Raw genomic sequence first — 12,834 nt, forward strand, 5'->3', positions numbered from 1 at the left:
TTTCTTTTACGCAAGAATTCCGAAGGAAAAGCGTATCGTTTCTTAGCTGTGGAACCTGCCTTGAAGACCGTCACCCTGATTGCCGCCCTGCTGCCTTCGCTGGCCGCCGCGAAAGTCACCTATGACGATGATGTGCTTCCGGTGTTCGAGCAGGTCTGCCTGAACTGCCACAATCCCGACAAGACCAAAGGCGGTCTCGATCTCTCAAGTTTCAGTGCCACCCTGCAAGGCAGCTCCGGAGGGAAAATCGTCGAACCCGGCGACCTTTCGTCGTCGCTTCTCGCCGTCATCAAACAAAGCTCCGAACCGAAGATGCCACCGGAAGGTGAGCCGCTTTCCTCGGCACAGATCGAGACCATCAAAGGCTGGATCGAAGGCGGGCTGTTAGAAAACAAGTCCTCATCGGCTAGGAAACCGTCGAAGCCGAAGTTTGATGCCTCGCTCCAATCCGACCCCGCCGCGAAACCCGACGGGCCGCCCCCCATGCCCGAGCACGTCCTGCTCGAACCCTGCGTCGTCGCCCCCCGCGCGTCCGCCATCCACGCGATGGTCGCCTCGCCATGGGCGCCCCTGCTCGCGGTGACCGGGCAGCGTCAGGTGCTGCTCTTTCATACCGAATCCCTCGAACTCGTCGGCGTGCTTCCTTTTCCTGAAGGCGACCCCGTCTCGCTCGCCTTCACGCCCACTGCCCGCTACCTCATCGTGGGGGGCGGCATCCCTGGAAAGTCCGGCAAGACGGTGACCTTCGATGTGACCAACGGTGAGCGCATCCTCACCGCCGGCAAGGAGTTCGATACCGTCATCGCCACCGACCTTCACCCGAATCTCGACAAGGTCGCCACCGGATCCCCCTCGCGCCTTATCAAGGTGTGGAAGACCGAGGACGGCTCCCAGATTGCATCGATCAAGAAGCACACCGACTGGATCACCGCCTTGGACTACTCGCCCGACGGCATCCTTCTCGCCACAGGCGATCGCAATGGGGGCGTGTGGGTTTGGGAATCGGGCAGCGGCAATGAGTTCCACACCCTGAGAGGACATCAAGCCGGCATCACGGCCGCGCAGTTCCGCCCCGATTCGAACATCCTCGCCAGTGCTTCCGAGGACGGCAGCGTGCGTTTCTGGGAAATGAATAACGGCAAGGAAATCAAGAAGATCGACGCCCATCCGGGTGGCGTCCTGGCCTTCTCGTGGGCTCGCAATGGATCATTCGCCACCGCCGGGCGGAACAAGATCGCGAAAGTGTGGAAACCGGACTTCGGCCAACTTCGCGAAATCAAAAACCTCCCCGACATCCCAACGGCCATTTCGCTCAACGCCGAGGGAACCCGGCTTTTCATCGGAGATTACAACGGACACATCGCGGTCTACGACACCCAGAAAGGCGACAAGCTGGGCCAGATGAACGCCAACCCCCCGAGCATCGAATCCCGCCTGGCCTTCATTCAGAAACTCAGCGCCGAGCTTCCGCGCGTGGTTTCGGAGAAGAGCCAGAAGCGCGATCAGGCGAAGACCGAACGCGACGCCAGAAAGCAGCAGATTGCCAAGGCCGAAGAGGCCGCCAATAACGCCAGACGGGCAAGCAAATCAGCCGAGAAGGTTCTCGCCGAGGCCAAGGGCATTCAGCCCCCCGACCCCACCCGCGTCGCAGATGCCAAAGCAAGCCTGGAACATGCCCGCAAGGAAAGTTCGGAGGCCGACCAGCGGCTCGCCAAAGTGCGTGAGCAACTCAAGCCCGCCGAGGATCAGCTTGCCAAGCTGGAGGCTGAACTCAAGAAGTCCGAGGAATCCGCCAAGTCGCTCAAGCGGCAGCAAACCCACTGGGAGGCTGCCCGTCTGAATGCCCGCGCCATGGCCACCGCCGCTCAAGCCACAGAACTCGCGATCGCTTCAGAGGATCTCGCCACGGAATTCAGCGACTTGGCGAGATCTGTCGAGAATGCTCGTTCCCAACTCCGCCAAATGCGCGGCAATCGGGCGAAAGTCGCCAAAGATCTGGAGACCGCAAAAGCCTCCAGCACCGAGGACCTGGAGACGACCCTCGCCCACCTGGACAGCGAGATCGCCGAGCAAAGAGAATCACTATCCAAGCTGGAAACGGATCTCCTCGAGGTCCGGAGACTGGCAGACCAGCAGCTCCCCGAGGCCGCCAGGGCCAAACGAGAAGCCGCCGCTCTGAAAAAGGCCTATTTTGACAAGCTCAAGCCTACTCCTTGACGGCTCCGCCCAAGCCGCTACTTTATCAGCCAAACGACAGGGGTGCTCCACGACCGAGGAGCCGAGATTTTCCGCCGCGTGGAAAAGACCCTCCGAACCTGACGCGGCTCGCACCGCCGTAGGAAGTCGACCCCCGATTCTTCTTCTCTCCGGCCGCACCCTCTCAGGTGTGGCTTTTTTCATACCCAGTTATCTCAATCTCGCATTATCCCAATCAACTTCCCAAAAAGATGATCTCGCCAAACGAATCCGACGCCCTTCCGGAAAACTCCAAACGCCGTAGCGACTACACCGGCAACTTTATCGAGGACATCGACAACAGCGCGGAACTCGCCGCGCTCGAAAAGGACCCCACCATTTTCCCGAACTCGACCCGAGTCTACATCAAGGGTCAGATCCATCCGAGCGTCTCGGTCCCGATGCGCGAAATCCGGCTTTCCGATACCGAACATCCGAACGGCCGCATCGAGAAGAACCCACCGATCCGTGTCTACGACTGCTCAGGACCATGGGGCGATCCATCATTTGAAGGCGACGTCACCAAGGGTCTTCCCGAACTTCGTCGCGAGTGGATCCTCGCCCGCGGCGACGTCGAAGAATACCAGGGTCGCGAGGTGAAGCCATCCGACAACGGCTACCTCAGCGACACCCACGCCGAAAAATACAACGAGAGCAAGGCCGCCAAGAACAAGCTCAAGGAGTACCCCGGCCTGAAGCGCAAACCGCTGCGTGCCTCCGCCGGCCACCCAGTCACGCAGAAGTGGTATGCCGACCAGGGCATCATCACTCCCGAGATGGAATACATCGCCATCCGTGAAAACATGGGCCGCCTCGAAGAGTTCAAGACCATCAGCGATCAGTACGTGCCTTCCGAGCCGGCCGCCAAATCAACCCTCCGCCAGCAGCTCAGCGAGCTCATCGCCCGGAATCTCCCCGAAGACGAGTTCCAGAAGCAGGCCGAGCAGCTCCTCGAACGGCAATCATCGAACTCCAATACAACCCCTGAGGGCTACGAGATGCCGCGTCCTTCGGAGATCGATCCGATGAAGCAGGTTTCGCGCAACGCGATGAACCACCAACATCCGGGCCAAAGCTATGGAGCGCAGGTTCCCAAGCTCATCACCGCGGAATTCGTGCGCTCCGAAGTCGCCCGCGGCCGCGCCATCATCCCGGCCAACATCAATCACCCGGAAAACGAACCGATGATCATCGGCCGCAATTTCCTCGTGAAAATCAATGCCAACATCGGCAACTCGGCCGTTGCCTCAACCATCGATGAGGAAGTCGAGAAGATGCGCTGGTCGACGAAGTGGGGCGCCGACACCGTGATGGATCTTTCCACCGGCAAAAACATCCACGCCACCCGCGAATGGATTCTCCGCAACTCACCCGTCCCAATCGGCACCGTGCCGATCTATCAGGCGCTCGAAAAAGTGAACGGCAAGATCGAAGACCTCACCTGGGAACTCTTCCGCGACACCCTCATCGAGCAAGCCGAGCAAGGGGTCGACTACTTCACCATCCACGCCGGGGTGCTCAAGCGCTTCGTGCCCCACACCGCCAAACGCATGACCGGCATCGTTTCACGCGGCGGATCGATCATGGCCAAGTGGGCCCTTCACCACAACGAGGAGAACTTCCTCTACACCCACTGGGATGAAATTTGCGACATCTGCGCCGCCTACGACGTGAGCTTCTCGATCGGCGACGGCCTGCGTCCCGGCTCGATCGCCGATGCCAATGACTACGCCCAACTTGCCGAGCTCGAAGTCCAGGGCGAGCTCACGCTTCGCGCCTGGGAAAAGGGCTGTCAGGTCATGAACGAAGGCCCCGGTCACGTTCCGCTGCACCTCATTCAGGAGAACATGCAGAAGCAGATCGAGTGGTGCCACGAAGCTCCCTTCTACACCCTCGGCCCTCTAACAACCGACATCGCGCCCGGCTACGATCACATCACCTCCGGCATCGGCGCCGCCAACATCGGTTGGTATGGCTGCGCGATGCTCTGCTACGTCACGCCCAAGGAGCACCTCGGCCTGCCTAACAGAGACGACGTCCGCGAAGGAGTCATCACCTACAAGATCGCTGCCCACGCCGCCGATCTTGCCAAGGGTCATCCCGCCGCCCAGGAGCGAGACAACGCCATTTCGAAAGCCCGCTTTGAGTTCCGCTGGCGCGACCAGTTCGCCCTCGGCCTCGATCCCGCCCGCGCGATCGATTTCCATGACGAAACGCTCCCAGCCGAAGGCGCCAAGACCGCCCACTTCTGCTCGATGTGCGGCCCGACCTTCTGCTCCATGAAGATCACCGCCGACGTCCGCAAGTACGCCGAAGAAAACGGCTACACCGAGGAACCTCAAACGGCATCCGTCTAACCCGATTTCACCGCCATCCGCGAGCAGTCCAACATCCTCAACGGCCCGCTGATGCCGTGCAGCATGGATCCCCTGACGGGATTCATGCGGGATGGTTATTGCCGACTCGGCCCGAACGATCAGGGCGTGCACACCGTCTGCGCCGTCATGACCGACGACTTCCTGAACTTCAGCAAGGCGGTCGGCAACGACCTTTCCACGCCTCGCCCGGAGTACGGGTTTTCAGGACTGAAGGCGGGTGATCGCTGGTGCCTCTGCGCCGCTCGCTGGCAGGAGGCCTTCGAAGCCGGCCAGGCCCCTCCCGTCATTCTGGAAGCCACCCACATCTCCACCCTGGAGTTCGTCGACAAGGAAAGCCTCGTCGCCAGGGCCTGGTCTGAGTAGCAGAAGACAAGCTTGGCGCCGATTCAACTCACCTTCTTCACATACATCGCCTTCAGGGCGATCGACATGCCATCCATCTTGCAGGAGATCTCGTGATCTCCTTCCACCAGCCGGATCGGCTTTGATTTGGTGCCCACCTTGAGCACATCGGAGGATCCCTTGAGCTTCAGGTCTTTGATCATGGCGACCACATCTCCGTCCGCCAGCAGGTTACCAAAGGCATCCTTCACCACCAGCCCCTCGTCCTCGAGCGGCCACTCATGCCCGCAGGTCACACACTCGTAGTGCTCCTCGAGGGTCAACACTTCGTTCATTTCACACAAGGGGCAGGCGCGATCACTCATGGGTTTGGGGTAGTCCCTCAGAGCCGCAAGCTCAAGCGCCCATTCCACATTGTGGTTTCGACAAGCCGTCCCAGCCACCTAGGCTCGCTCACGTGAACCGACTTCGCCGACTCAGCTGCTTCCTCTGCTTGATCAGTCTTCAAGCTCATGCCGAAGAGAAATTCCTCACGTTTGAGGTGCGTGCCAGCGAGGTCGATTCCCGCGCCAGGGAGCATCCAGAGATTGGGTATGTTTTCGGCACAAAAGAAAAGCCGCAGGACATCCAGACCGCCTGCGTCGATACCCGTGTCCCCTCGAAAGGCCAACTCGTCATCTGGCTCATGGCGCCCAGCCAGCCGCTCTTCGAGCGCACCACCAGCTACGGTCTCCATAGTATTCAGGTGCACTATGCCCGTGCTTGGTTTGGGACGCTCTACGGTGGGTCAACGCCGCCGGACGACGACCTATTCCTCTCCAAAGTCCGCCTCGAGGCCGCCACCGGCGAGGACTTCAGCAAGGCCATCGATATCCCCAAGCCCGATGGTATGATGGAGCGTGCCCTTCAATTCGTCCTCTGGCTTGATAAGAAAAATCCCGAGGGAAAGTGGGGCCAGTTCATCGCCCCGAACGGCAAAGAACTGATCTGGGACAAAGTCATCATTGCCGGCAGTTCGCACGGATCCACCACCGCTGCCCGCTTCGCCAAGCACAAGAAAGTGGCCCGTGTCGTGATGTTTGCCGGCCCACGCGATCAGTACGACATGTGGCAACAACTCCCATCCGCCACTCCGCCCGAACGCTACCTTGGCTTCAGCCATGTCCTCGACCAGGGCTGGAAAGAGGACCACTACTCACGTTCATGGCAGCTCCTCGGACTCCAGAAGTTCGGCCCTGTCCTCAACATCGACACCTCGGTCCCGCCCTATCAAAACTCCCGCCGTCTGATCAGCGACGCCGATGTCGGCAGCAACCCTGACCATGCGCATAACTCCGTCATCCCGGGAAGTCGCAGCCCCAAGGACAAGCAAGGCAAGTTCCTCTACGAAGAGGTGTGGCGCTACCTTTTCACCCACCCCGTCGACCAGGTCGGCAAGGCGGTGCCCGTCGACCCGCATGTCCGGATGAATCAGCGCACCCGATAAGCGTCAGTTCAGTTTTTCCGACAGGAAGCGCAGCATCAGGCTCATGCAGACCCGCGCAATCGCAGGATTGTAGCGCGGGCCTTCATCGCGCAGAAAGGCATGCGCGGCGTTGAATTCGTGCCACTCGAACTCCAGCTCGGCAGCCTCGAGGGCCGCATGGATGGCAGCGCGACCTTCCTTGGGGATGTGTGGATCCTGACGACCCCAGGCAAACAGCATCGGAGTCTTGATCGTTCCGATGCGTGCCAGGGTGTCATCCGACTTGCCAGCACCGAGGGTCGCCGAGTGCAGATCCGTGGGATAAAACGCCACCACCGCATCGATGCCCTCGTGGTAGCCGGCTCGAACCGCAAGGTGCCCGCCCAGACAGACACCAAAGCTGGCAATCCGTCCGGTGCAGCTTTCATCGTTCTGCAGGTGACTGACGACCACTTCCACATCTTCATCGTAGGAAGCAAGCTCCTTGGCGTACTTCAATTCATTCCCCCGATCCGAACCCGCCTGATCGTAAGCGAGCACCGTTCCCAGCGCTTCGAACTCGTGATACACCTCGGGCACCACGACCAGATACCCTTCGCCAGCCAGAGTCGCCGCCATCCTGCGGATCGGAGCGGTGACTTGAAAAATCTCCGAATAGAAGATCACCGCCGGGTGAGCGCCAGCGCCTGCCGGAGAAAATTGATGCACCCGCATTGCACCGCGTGACGTCACGAGGTCCTGATAGGATTCCACTACATTTGCCATCCCGCCAACGATGCCCGATCCCTCAGGGATGACCAGACTTTCCCTCGCGGCCCCATTCAGGAAAGCAGCGCGAAATCTCTCCATCCACTGGCGCTTCAATCCTCAATCCCTCACCGGTATGCGGGTGGCGGAGTGTCAGCACTCTCGCCTGCAGAAGCATCCGGTCCCCCGTGCCGAAATACGCTCCTAACTCGTCACTCCTCTCCCGCCCCGCGTATCGATAGTCGCCAACGATTGGAAACCCGCACTCAAGCAGGTGACGCCGAATCTGATGGAATCGTCCCGTCTCGGGAACCGCACCTAACAGGGATACCGCCGTCGCGCCCTCGCCCTGAAATGCGATTCTCTCAAAACAAGTCCGGGCATCCAGCAGAGGTGCGTCCGGGTCCTTGCGCAATGGCGAGTCACAGCACCATCCCTGCTCGGTGCGACCGCTCACCACCGCCAGATACTCCTTCTTCACCTCCCTCCGTTCGAAAGACTGCTGGGCCAGGCTCGAAGTCGCCTTATCCAGCGCAAAAAGCAGCACCCCCGAGGTCGGACGGTCGAGGCGATGGATCGGATAGACGCGCTGATCGAGCTGATCGCGCACTCGTTTCATGGCAATCCATTCCGGCCCCTCGGGCTCGCGCCCGGGATGCACGATCATTCCCGCCGGCTTGTCGATCGCGACCAGGCAATCGTCCTGATAGAGTATCCGCAATGCCTCCATCATGCCAAAGTTCCGCCTCCTGGTACCGAGCGGATCGCGACGAATTCACCGCTGAATACCACGCAGTCCTGATCATCCTCACGGATGATCACCGACAATTTCATCCGTGCCTTCCCTCGACTTGAAAAAGTCCGACGGAATCCAGCAAGCCTGTTCGTGACCGGCATTTCACACAGCGCCCGAATCTCCTTTCGCACCGGATGCAAGTAATTGATTTCGCTCTTCTTCACCACCACATGCGCCTCCCGATCCCCCAGCGCCATCCATAGCGCACCGTAGCCTGCAAGAGTCGCCACCGTCGCAAGACTTCCGCCGAAAGCCGTGCCCAGATGGTTATGGTTCACCTCAAGCGGTGCCGTCAGTACCAAGCGACCCGCAAGGCACTCAGCCACGCCGATCCCCATCAGCCGCGAAACCGGGATCTGCTCATGCAGGTAAGCCTCCAGCTCCGCCGCCTGTGAAAGATCGCCCATGCTTCAGCTCAAGAGGTCCTTGTTGTAGTAGACCTTGATGAACTTCATTCCCTTCGCTTCATCGAAGCCCTTTTCGAGCACCGCGTCCGGCTTATCGACCACCTTGGGCTTCAGCTTGATCTCCACTCCGGTATCGAGCTTCATCATCGACTTCATGCCCTTTTTTGCCTTGACCACATCACGCTTTGAGATGTCGAAGGCGTCGTCCACTTTCACACCCTCTTCCTCTTCCAGTCGCCTCTTTTCCGCGGCAAATTTTGCTTTTGCCTCCGGCGTCCGCAGTGCCTGCTCCTCGAACTCCTGAAGACTGAACTTTTTCTTTCCGTCGAAGTAGGAAAGAGCCTCCTGAGCGGCGTTGTTCACTTCCCATGGCGGGGAGTCATCATCCGCAGCAGGAGCATCCGCACCCACCGCCGCCATGGCCATTTCCGCGACCTTCTTGGTCATCAAGCTCGGGTCCGCGATCGGCACCACGCTCAGGAAATCCCGGACCCAGAAGCGCGACTCGGCACCGGCACGATCGAAGGTCAGCACGTAGTAGCCCTTACCCGAGAAGTGATCGAGGATCAGACATCCCTTGTCGATCTTCTCCGGATTGATCCCCTGCTCGGTGGAAAGCTGAAGGTCGCCATCCCGTGCCGAAATACTCAGAAAAGGCGTGACGCTCTCCGACTTAAGAATGCAGATCGCCTTCTTCGGTTCACCCTCGATGTCGATGCCTTCGATCAGGGATATGCACAGATCGCCCGACTTGATGTTCGGGTGACTCGACTTCGAATAGAGCCGCTTCGCAATCTCGCAACCGCGCTCGAGCAAGGTCGCATCATCCGCGAGCATCGCTGCCGCACACTTGTTCAGTTCATGACTCTCCAACGAGGTATGATGATGGAAGCGGTGTCCCTGCATCCCCAGGCTCTTGAAGGGGCGAAGGAAGATCGACGAAAGCATCGCCTGATCTTCATCCTCCACCTTGAGTACCTGCTTGGACGTTACCAGTGGCTCATCCCTTGAAGGATTCCCCACCTTGGCCAGCACCAACCCGGCAATCCGGACATCATCGAAACCTAGTTTAATCGTCATTCAGCATGGGCAGCGCCCGTATTTCTCCAGTTAATATTTAAATGTTAGGACGGGTCATTCAGCCCATGGCCTTCTCCATCAGCTCGTTCATCCGACGCACGGTATCCCGCGCATCTTCGAGCAAGCCCGCGGCGATCAGCGAATTGTCGAGCAACTGACCCGCCACCAGCTTCGCAAGATCAGGATTCGAGTCCTTCGTTTCAGCGAGCTTCTTCACCAGCGGGTGGCGCGGGTTGATCTCCAACTCGACCTTCACCTCGTCTTTGAAGTTCTCGTCCATCGCCTTCATCATCGCGCGCATCTGGGCCGTCATGCCATCCTGGGGCACCAGCGCGATGACCGGGCTATCGACGAGACGCTTGCCTGCTTCGACCTTGGTCACGCGGTCGCCGAATTCCTCCTTGAGGAATTCGCACAACTTGCCGGTTTCCTCTTCGGAAAGCGCCTCACCCTCGACTTCGGCATCATCCAGATCGACGCCTCCTTGGGAGATGGACTGGAGTTTCTTGCCATCGAACTCACCAAGTGCCTCGACGACGTACTCGTCGACCGCATCCGTGAAGAACACGACTTCAAGGCCGCGCTTCTTGAACGCCTCGAGATAAGGACTCGCCTCAAGCTGCTCACGACTCGATCCGACGATGTAGTAAATCGTCTCCTGGCCGTCGTTCATCCGGGTCACATACTCGGAGAAGCTCGTCAGCTTGCCCGCATCGGTCATCGAGCTTTCAAAGCGCAGCAACTTCGCCAGAGCCTCCTTGTTGGCGAAATCGGTCGCGACACCTTCCTTGAAGAATCGGTCGAACTTCTTGTAGAAAGCCTGCCATTTTTCCGGATCACCCGTCGCTTCCTTATCGAACATCTTCAGCACCCGCTTGCTGATCACGCTGCCGAGTTTCCGCACCAGCGCGCTGTCCTGCATGCTTTCACGGGAAATGTTGAGCGGCAGGTCGGCGCTATCGATCACTCCCTTGAGGAAGCGCATCCAATCCGGAAGCAGATCCTTCGGCTCGGAGTCGATCAGCACCTTCTTGCAGTAGAGGGCCACTGCCGGATCGATCTTGTTGAGGCCCATTCGCTCCGGGTTCTCCGAGGGCACGAAGACCAGGGCGTTGATCGCGATCGGCGCATCTGCCGCGAAGTGCAGGCGATAGGCCGGCTTGTCATAGGCCTTTGCCTGGAACTTGTAGAACTCTTCGTATTCTTCCTCGCTGATCTCGCTCTTGTTCTTCAGCCACAGCGCTTCCACCTCGTTGACCCGAGTGCCATCGACCAGCACGGGGAATCCCACGAAGTTGCTGTAGGTCTCGATCAGATGCTTCACGCGGGCATCTTCGGCGTACTCTTTCTGGTCGTCCTTGAGTTTGAGCACGATTTTCACTCCGCGCTGCGCGTCCGGTGAATCCTCGATTTCATAGCCGGTCTTGCCATCGCTCTTCCAGACCAGGCCTTCGCCCTCCTGACGCCAGCTGCGCGTGTGCACCTCGACTTCGTCGGCGACCATGAAGGCCGAGTAGAAGCCCACCCCGAACTGACCGATCATGCTCGATGGCGTGCCGCCGCTTTCCTTCATCGCTTCGAGGAAAGCCTTGGTGCCGGAGTGCGCGATCGTGCCGAGGTTCTCGACCAGTTCTTCGCGATTCATGCCGATGCCGTGATCCTGAATGGTCAGCGTGCCGGCTTCTTTGTCCGCCGTCACCACCACCTGCAGGGGCAATTCCGGGTCATGCACATTCTTCTCGGTCGACTCGATGTGCCGAAGCTTCTCCATCGAGTCCGAGGCATTCGAAATCAACTCCCGCAGGAAAATCTCACGATCCGTGTAAAGGGAGTGAACCACGAGATCGAGCAACTGCTGGATCTCGGCTTGGAATACATGCTTTTCAGAGGTCGTTTCGCTCATAGGAGCCGGGAAAATAGCCATCCGAACCGAGCTGTCAACGCCCCCCCGCCTTGCAATCTTCCATGCCCAATTTTCCCGAGGCAAATCCTCGCAAACTTTGTGTCCTTGGCGATCTGGCGTTTCCTCCCTCAATCTCCCTGCGTGCCCGAAAAACCCCACATTGCCGTCGTCGGTGGCGGCCCCGCCGGACTCCGTGCCGCTGAAGCCTGCGCCGCCTCCGGTGCCCGGGTTTCGGTCTACGATGCCAAGCGCTCGGTCGGCCGCAAGCTCCTCGTCGCCGGCTACGGCGGCCTGAACATCACCCACGGCGAGGACCTCGAAACCTTCGTCACCCGCTATTCCGGGCCGGGATTGCCTGCCGAGCACTTCGCACGGATCATCCGCGCCTTTTCCCCGGACGAGCTCAGAAAATGGGCCACCCAACTCGGCATCGAAACCTTCGAGCAGCGCACCGGCCGCGTCTACCCGAAGGAAATGAAAGCCGCCCCGCTCCTTCGCCGCTGGATCGAGCGCCTCCGCCAGCAAGACGTCACTTTTCACGTCAATCACCGGCTGACGGCGATCAGTCACGGACCTTCCCTGTCCTTCAACAACCACGCCCCGCAATCCTTCGACGCCGCCATCCTCGCCCTCGGCGGCGCATCCTGGCAGAAGACCGGCTCCGACGGCACCTGGACCTCGATCCTCGACAAGCAAGGCATCCAGATTACCCCCTTCCAACCCGCCAACTGCGGCTGGGAGGCCGACTGGCCGAGCGGACTGATTCCCCGGCTTGAAGGTCAACCGCTCAAGAACATCGCCGTCTCTGCCGACCCCATCGTGGTCCACGGCGAACTCATGCTCACCCGCTACGGCCTCGAAGCCGGAGCCATCTATCAGCTTGGACCGATCCTTCGAGCGATGCCCCAGCCCGTCATCGAGATCGACCTTAAACCCGAAGTCCCCCTCGAATCGCTCCTTCGGAAGATGGAAAGCGTCCGCCGGGACTTCCTCAGCGAAGCCGCCACCCGGCTCAAGCTTCCGGAACACGTCCGACTTTTGTTAGATCATTTCGCCGGACCCTTCGATTCCTCGGAGACCCTCTGCCAGGCGGTCAAGGCCCTCACCATCCCCCTCACCCGACCGCGGCCGATCGACGAAGCCATTTCCTCCGCCGGCGGCATCGCCTGGAGCGAACTCGACGATGACCTGCAGCTCCGCAAGCTCCCCGGCGTTTACGCCTGCGGCGAAATGATTGACTGGGAGGCCCCGACCGGCGGCTACCTCATTCAGGCCTGCTTCGCCACCGCCACCCATGCCGCACGTGCCGCGGCAAAGACGGATCTCGCCTGACTCTGTCGACCGACAATTCCGTCACTTACTACTTTCCTAGTAGGTGACAGGCACGCCACATCGATTGTGACGTAAAGTTCGCAATCAGGTAGTTTCCAAACAACTCCCCGGAAGTGATTCCTTCGCGCCGACGCCCGCCGTCACGCTTT

11 protein-coding genes and 1 riboswitch are annotated in these 12,834 nt (G+C 59.7%); of the genes, 5 read left to right on the forward strand and 6 right to left on the reverse strand.

Annotated features, from left to right (window positions below; genetic code table 11):
• Positions 1-60 precede the first annotated feature (60 nt).
• From ACFQY0_RS06725 to ACFQY0_RS06735, 3 genes are all read left to right on the forward strand, one after another.
• A complete protein-coding gene (locus ACFQY0_RS06725; protein WP_379710633.1) occupies positions 61-2,217 on the forward strand; it encodes a WD40 domain-containing protein in 2,157 nt (718 codons plus the stop codon).
• Positions 2,218-2,245: 28 nt separating this feature from the next.
• Positions 2,246-2,359: riboswitch (TPP riboswitch) on the forward strand.
• A gap of 88 nt (positions 2,360-2,447) precedes the next feature.
• On the forward strand, positions 2,448-4,592 hold the full coding sequence (thiC, locus tag ACFQY0_RS06730) for a phosphomethylpyrimidine synthase ThiC (RefSeq protein WP_379710635.1): 2,145 nt from the start codon (positions 2,448-2,450) through the stop codon (positions 4,590-4,592).
• 15 nt (positions 4,593-4,607) lie between these two features.
• Positions 4,608-4,976 carry a DUF2237 family protein gene (locus tag ACFQY0_RS06735; protein ID WP_379711488.1) on the forward strand — a complete coding sequence of 123 codons (369 nt, stop codon included), beginning with the start codon at positions 4,608-4,610 and terminating at the stop codon, positions 4,974-4,976.
• A 23-nt stretch (positions 4,977-4,999) separates the two neighbouring features.
• Here the strand turns inward: ACFQY0_RS06735 and ACFQY0_RS06740 are convergent, their stop codons facing one another.
• Positions 5,000-5,320, reverse strand: a complete 321-nt coding sequence (locus ACFQY0_RS06740) for a zinc ribbon domain-containing protein YjdM (protein WP_379710637.1) — start codon at positions 5,318-5,320, stop codon at positions 5,000-5,002.
• Positions 5,321-5,412: 92 nt separating this feature from the next.
• On the opposite strand from ACFQY0_RS06740, the gene ACFQY0_RS06745 reads away from it, so the two are divergent.
• Positions 5,413-6,441: a BPSS1187 family protein gene (locus ACFQY0_RS06745; protein WP_379710639.1), complete on the forward strand. Its 1,029-nt coding sequence runs from the start codon at positions 5,413-5,415 to the stop codon at positions 6,439-6,441.
• Positions 6,442-6,444: 3 nt separating this feature from the next.
• Here ACFQY0_RS06745 and ACFQY0_RS06750 read toward each other — a convergent pair whose 3' ends face one another.
• From ACFQY0_RS06750 to htpG, 5 genes are read right to left on the reverse strand one after another with little or no spacing between them, the layout of a single operon-like run.
• Positions 6,445-7,185, reverse strand: coding sequence for a dienelactone hydrolase family protein (locus tag ACFQY0_RS06750; RefSeq protein WP_379710641.1), 741 nt, complete (start codon positions 7,183-7,185; stop codon positions 6,445-6,447).
• Positions 7,186-7,207: 22 nt separating this feature from the next.
• Complete coding sequence (locus ACFQY0_RS06755) at positions 7,208-7,900, reverse strand: RluA family pseudouridine synthase (protein WP_379710643.1); 693 nt, start codon at positions 7,898-7,900, stop codon at positions 7,208-7,210.
• A complete protein-coding gene (locus ACFQY0_RS06760; RefSeq protein ID WP_379710645.1) occupies positions 7,897-8,370 on the reverse strand; it encodes a YiiD C-terminal domain-containing protein in 474 nt (157 codons plus the stop codon). Before ACFQY0_RS06760 ends, ACFQY0_RS06755 begins: the two co-directional genes overlap by 4 nt.
• Positions 8,371-8,373: 3 nt before the next feature.
• The gene (locus tag ACFQY0_RS06765) at positions 8,374-9,450 is read right to left on the reverse strand and encodes a nucleoid-associated protein (protein WP_379710647.1); all 1,077 of its coding nucleotides are present in this window, start codon (positions 9,448-9,450) and stop codon (positions 8,374-8,376) included.
• Positions 9,451-9,508: 58 nt separating this feature from the next.
• Positions 9,509-11,353, reverse strand: a complete 1,845-nt coding sequence (htpG, locus tag ACFQY0_RS06770; RefSeq protein ID WP_379710649.1) for a molecular chaperone HtpG — start codon at positions 11,351-11,353, stop codon at positions 9,509-9,511.
• Between the two features lie 141 nt (positions 11,354-11,494).
• On the opposite strand from htpG, the gene ACFQY0_RS06775 reads away from it, so the two are divergent.
• Entirely contained in the window at positions 11,495-12,685 is a 1,191-nt protein-coding gene (locus ACFQY0_RS06775; RefSeq protein ID WP_379710651.1) for a BaiN/RdsA family NAD(P)/FAD-dependent oxidoreductase, read from the forward strand.
• Positions 12,686-12,834: the final 149 nt, after the last annotated feature.

The organism is Haloferula chungangensis (assembly GCF_042664875.1).
Lineage (GTDB): Bacteria > Verrucomicrobiota > Verrucomicrobiia > Verrucomicrobiales > Akkermansiaceae > Haloferula > Haloferula chungangensis.

Excerpts from the sequence above, each read along its gene's own strand:
- thiC (WP_379710635.1), top strand. The coding sequence starts at position 2,448 with ATGATCTCGCCAAACGAATCCGACGCCCTTCCGGAAAACTCCAAACGC.
- ACFQY0_RS06740 (WP_379710637.1), bottom strand. The coding sequence starts at position 5,320 with ATGAGTGATCGCGCCTGCCCCTTGTGTGAAATGAACGAAGTGTTGACC.
- ACFQY0_RS06750 (WP_379710641.1), bottom strand. The coding sequence starts at position 7,185 with ATGGCAAATGTAGTGGAATCCTATCAGGACCTCGTGACGTCACGCGGT.
- ACFQY0_RS06755 (WP_379710643.1), bottom strand. The coding sequence starts at position 7,900 with ATGATGGAGGCATTGCGGATACTCTATCAGGACGATTGCCTGGTCGCG.
- ACFQY0_RS06760 (WP_379710645.1), bottom strand. The coding sequence starts at position 8,370 with ATGGGCGATCTTTCACAGGCGGCGGAGCTGGAGGCTTACCTGCATGAG.
- ACFQY0_RS06765 (WP_379710647.1), bottom strand. The coding sequence starts at position 9,450 with ATGACGATTAAACTAGGTTTCGATGATGTCCGGATTGCCGGGTTGGTG.
- htpG (WP_379710649.1), bottom strand. The coding sequence starts at position 11,353 with ATGAGCGAAACGACCTCTGAAAAGCATGTATTCCAAGCCGAGATCCAG.